Below are 4,003 nucleotides of genomic sequence, written 5' to 3'. Positions count from 1 at the left end.
GAATGCCTCTTCGACAGCACTGGACGGTACGTTTGCCGCAGCGATCATGATAGCCATATCACGGTTGACCGGCAGTTCATCCTTCTGTGAACCAGGCGTACAACTGATGATAGTCAGTGACAGTATACAGAGCACTATTATCAGCGTAATTTTGTGAATAGTCATGTGATTCCTCCTTTTTTAGGATCTCAATAATACTCAGGCTATCTTTTCCAGCGCCTGGGCCAGGTCGGTGGGGAGGGGAGCCTCAAACTCCACGTATTCCCCGGTGGAAGGTAGTCTGAAACCGAGGCGGGAGGCGTGCAAAAACTGCCGTGAAAGATGGTCTGATTTCACGCCGTAGACCTTGTCCCCCACCACCGGGTAGCCGATTGCCGCCAGGTGCACCCGTATCTGGTGGGTGCGCCCGGTCTGAGGCCTGACTTCGAGCAGGGTGTAGTTGCCGATATACCTGACAACATGGTATTTAGTCCGAGCTTCCCGCCCCTTGTCCTCAGCTACCACCGCCATGCGTTCCCGGTTCCGGCGGTCGCGCCCGATTGGCGCCTCAATAGCGCCATCCTGCGGCGTCAGGCGTCCCCTGACCAGTACCAGGTAAGTTTTGGCTACCGTGCGGGACTTGAATTGGTCTGCCAGGTACTGGTGAGCCGTACTATTCCTGGCAACTACTATCACCCCTGAGGTATCTTTGTCCAGCCGGTGCACAATCCCCGGCCGCTGCCAGTCACCGCTATCCGGCAGCTCTGATAAACGGGACAGCACGGCGTTAGCCAGGGTATGAGCCGGGTGTCCCGGCGCCGGGTGTACAGTCAGTCCCGCCGGCTTATCGATAACCAGCAGGTCAGCATCCTCATAGAGGATATTCAGGGGGATATTCTCCGGCGCTAAGGAAGCGGGGGTGGGGGGAGTCAGGTTAATAGTTAATCTGTCTCCGGCGCTGAGCTTGAGTCCCGCCCTGGCAGTGCGGTCGTTGACCCTGATATTGCCATCGCCAATCAGCTTCTGAACCTGAGTCCGGGAGATTTCCGGGTAATGCTGACTGACGTACTTATCGAGGCGGGCTCCCTCTTCAGTAACCACCAGATGAAATTCCCGGAGATTACTCATTAACCTCACTCCCTGGGTTGAGGGTCAGGACTGTTTAGCCCTGGCCGGGAACAATAGAGAATAAGCGAATATCAAAGCGCCGATAACAATGGAGGCATCGGCAACATTAAACGCCGGCCAGAAACCGAAATCGACAAAATCAGTGACCGAACCCAGGCGAAGCCGGTCTATCAGATTACCCACCGTACCACCCAGAATCAGACCGAGAGCTGGTTTGCTCAGGCTGTCATTGAGAAAGGGAAAACGGTGATAGAAAAAGATGAAGAAGACCAGCAGGGCAATAATGCCGGCTATCGCCAGAACCGTCAGCGTGAATGAGAAACCCTGAAACAGGCCAAAAGCGGCGCCGGGATTGCGGATATGAGTCAGCCGCAACCACCCTGTCAGTGGTAGTGATTCTCCCAAGTCCAGGTTGGCCCTTATCCAGAGCTTGGTAAGCTGGTCTAGAGCTGACACCAGCAATGCAGTGAGAAAAAAGAGCGCGTTCCACAGCCCCGCCCGGAGGGAATCAGCCCTTTTCATTCTTTGCCTTACAGCTAATGCAAAGACTCGCCTGTGGCAGGACTTCGAGCCGGGCCGGGTCTATCGGTTGACCGCAGCTATCACACAGACCATAAGTCCCTTCTTCAAACTTCTGCAAAGCGTGTTCTATCTCGGCAAGATGGTCCCTGGCCTGTTTCTGCAGGGCCAGCCGCTTCTCAAATTCAAAACTTTCGGTAGCTTCCTCTTCCCTTTTGCCAAAGGGGCTACCCTCTCGTCTCACCTCTGCGGGGCGGGCGTTAGTTTCTAACTGTTCCAATTCCCCGGTTAAGCGCTTTTTTTCACTCTCCAGGCGAGAGCGTAGCTGTGCTAATTGTGTCGTCACTTGTTTTTCCTCCCGCTCACCTGCCAGGTATTAAGTAACTTCTTCTGATTTCTTGCGTCTGGATGCTGACAGGTAAACTTTTATAATCAGGTGTTATTTCAGAGAGCAACAGTGAATGAGGGCAGATTAGTCTTGTGGCAGCAGACCGGGTAGCTGTGGTTCATCAGCACCACAGAGTACAGGAACCGGATACAGCAACGGCCCGGATATATTGTTTTTTGATTGCCAGGTATTACAGAATTCAATAATCACCGCTGGTCCATCCCGGAATCCCGGTATAATCCAAAGTGCCAGAGTATACCATATTTCCAGTATGTCTTCAATGTATACTATTCAAGCCTTTTTATCAAGCTGACCGTTTTAGATATTTCACTCTGCAATTGTAGGCTGTTATCTCCTGACTTTCAATTCTTGCCAGCAGGGACCGGATAACCTATAATCTTCAACGAAGGAGAAACCGTGATGAGGCTTTCCATTCAGCTAGCTCCCAAGCACCCTCGAGGGCTGTCTCTCTCCAATCCGGTGATGACTGCCTCGGGCACCTTCGGCTATGGCATCGAGAACAGCCGCCTGTTCGATATCCAGAAACTGGGGGCTATCATCTGCAAGGGGACTACCCTTGAACCCAGGGAAGGCAACCTTCAACCCAGAATAGCCGAGACCGCCAGCGGTATGCTCAACTCCATCGGCCTGCAAAATATCGGCGTTGAGGCTCTAATCAGAGAAAAGGCGCCGGTCTGGGCAAACTGGAGAGTGCCGGTCATCGTCAATATTGCCGGTGAGACGGTTGATGATTACGCCCGATTAGCCCACCGGCTCGACGGCGTGACTGGTATCAGCGGCCTGGAAGTAAACATCAGCTGTCCTAACGTGAGGGGGGGCGGGGCTGAGTTCGGGGCTAAACCTGATTCCGCCGCCGAGGTAACCGCCGCCGTCAGGCAGGCCACCACACTGCCGGTACTGGTCAAGCTGACTCCCAATACCGCTGATATCGTCAAGGTGGCGGTGGCGGCGACGGAAGCCGGAGCGGACGCCATCTCCCTGATTAACACCCTGAAGGGCATGGCGATAGACGTGAACCGGCGCCGGCCCGTCCTGGGCAACATTACCGGGGGGTTATCCGGACAGGCCATCAAACCGGTGGCGCTGTACATGGTCTATGAGGTGGCGGCGGCTGTGGAGATACCGGTCATTGGCATCGGGGGCATTGTCACCGCCACTGATGCCATCGAGTTTATCATGGCGGGCGCCAGCGCCGTCGAGATAGGCATGGCCGGTTTTGTTAATCCCAGTGCCCCCCTCGATGTGCTGGCGGGTATCGAGCGGTTCCTGGAAAAAGAGGGGATAGAAGACATCAACGAGCTTATCGGCGCGGCGCGAAGGTAAGCAAAGCCAGATTACTCCAGCACTACCAGTGCCACCATCAGGCCTATGCCCAGTAATATCGCCACGAAGTGCCCGGCGGCAATAATCAGCCGGTCACAGGTACGGTGGATTTCAGGAACGATGTCCGAGCCGGCGATATAGATGAAACCACCCGCCGTAATCGGCAGCATCAATGCGGAGAGCCCGCTGATATGCTGACCAATAACCAGGACGATAACCGCACCAATGACCGCCGTCAGAGCGGCGGCAAAGTTAAACAGCAACGCTTTCTTTATCGTGAAGCCAGCGTAAACCAGCACTCCGAAATCGCCAATCTCCTGTGGTATTTCATGTGCCATGACCGCTACAGTCGTGGCGATACCGAGGGGAATACTGACCATATAGCTGGCCGCGATCAGGACGCCGTCAATGAAATTATGCAAAGACTCACTGATCAGGTTCAGAGCGGCTACCGGGTGTACATGGTGCTCTGAGGTGGGGATATGGCAATGACGCCAGTGGATAGAGCTTTCGATAGCAAAGAAAGCCAGCATACCGGCAATAATCAGCAATGGAGTCAGTAAGCCGGTACCCAGCTCTTCGAAGGCTTCCGGTATGAGGTGGATGAAGGCATCCCCGGCCAGGGCGCCGGCCGCGAAGCTGATG

General features: G+C 54.7%; 5 protein-coding genes. 1 reads left to right on the top strand and 4 read right to left on the bottom strand.

What is annotated here, in order from left to right; genetic code table 11:
- Positions 1–198: 198 nt before the first annotated feature.
- The 3 genes from Q8Q07_04505 to Q8Q07_04495 are packed head-to-tail and all read right to left on the bottom strand — an operon-like array spanning position 199 to position 1,972.
- Positions 199–1,107 carry an RluA family pseudouridine synthase gene (locus Q8Q07_04505; GenBank protein ID MDP3879554.1) on the bottom strand — a complete coding sequence of 303 codons (909 nt, stop codon included), beginning with the start codon at positions 1,105–1,107 and terminating at the stop codon, positions 199–201.
- 24 nt (positions 1,108–1,131) lie between these two features.
- Positions 1,132–1,629: a signal peptidase II gene (gene lspA / locus Q8Q07_04500; protein MDP3879553.1), complete on the bottom strand. Its 498-nt coding sequence runs from the start codon at positions 1,627–1,629 to the stop codon at positions 1,132–1,134.
- Positions 1,616–1,972: a TraR/DksA C4-type zinc finger protein gene (locus tag Q8Q07_04495; GenBank protein ID MDP3879552.1), complete on the bottom strand. Its 357-nt coding sequence runs from the start codon at positions 1,970–1,972 to the stop codon at positions 1,616–1,618. The genes lspA and Q8Q07_04495 overlap by 14 nt, the downstream gene beginning before the upstream one ends.
- Positions 1,973–2,434: 462 nt before the next feature.
- Between Q8Q07_04495 and Q8Q07_04490 the strand changes: the two genes are divergently transcribed.
- Positions 2,435–3,358 (top strand): dihydroorotate dehydrogenase, encoded by a 924-nt coding sequence (locus Q8Q07_04490; GenBank protein ID MDP3879551.1) that lies wholly within the window; start codon positions 2,435–2,437, stop codon positions 3,356–3,358.
- An 11-nt stretch (positions 3,359–3,369) separates the two neighbouring features.
- Here the strand turns inward: Q8Q07_04490 and Q8Q07_04485 are convergent.
- Positions 3,370–4,003: ZIP family metal transporter (locus tag Q8Q07_04485; GenBank protein ID MDP3879550.1), on the bottom strand; the 634-nt coding region annotated here is incomplete at its 5' end.

Source organism: Dehalococcoidales bacterium (genome assembly GCA_030698765.1).
Taxonomy (GTDB): Bacteria; Chloroflexota; Dehalococcoidia; order Dehalococcoidales; family UBA2162; genus JAUYMF01.
Note: the sequence above shows the minus strand (reverse complement) of the source record. Positions and strands in the feature narration are given on the sequence as shown.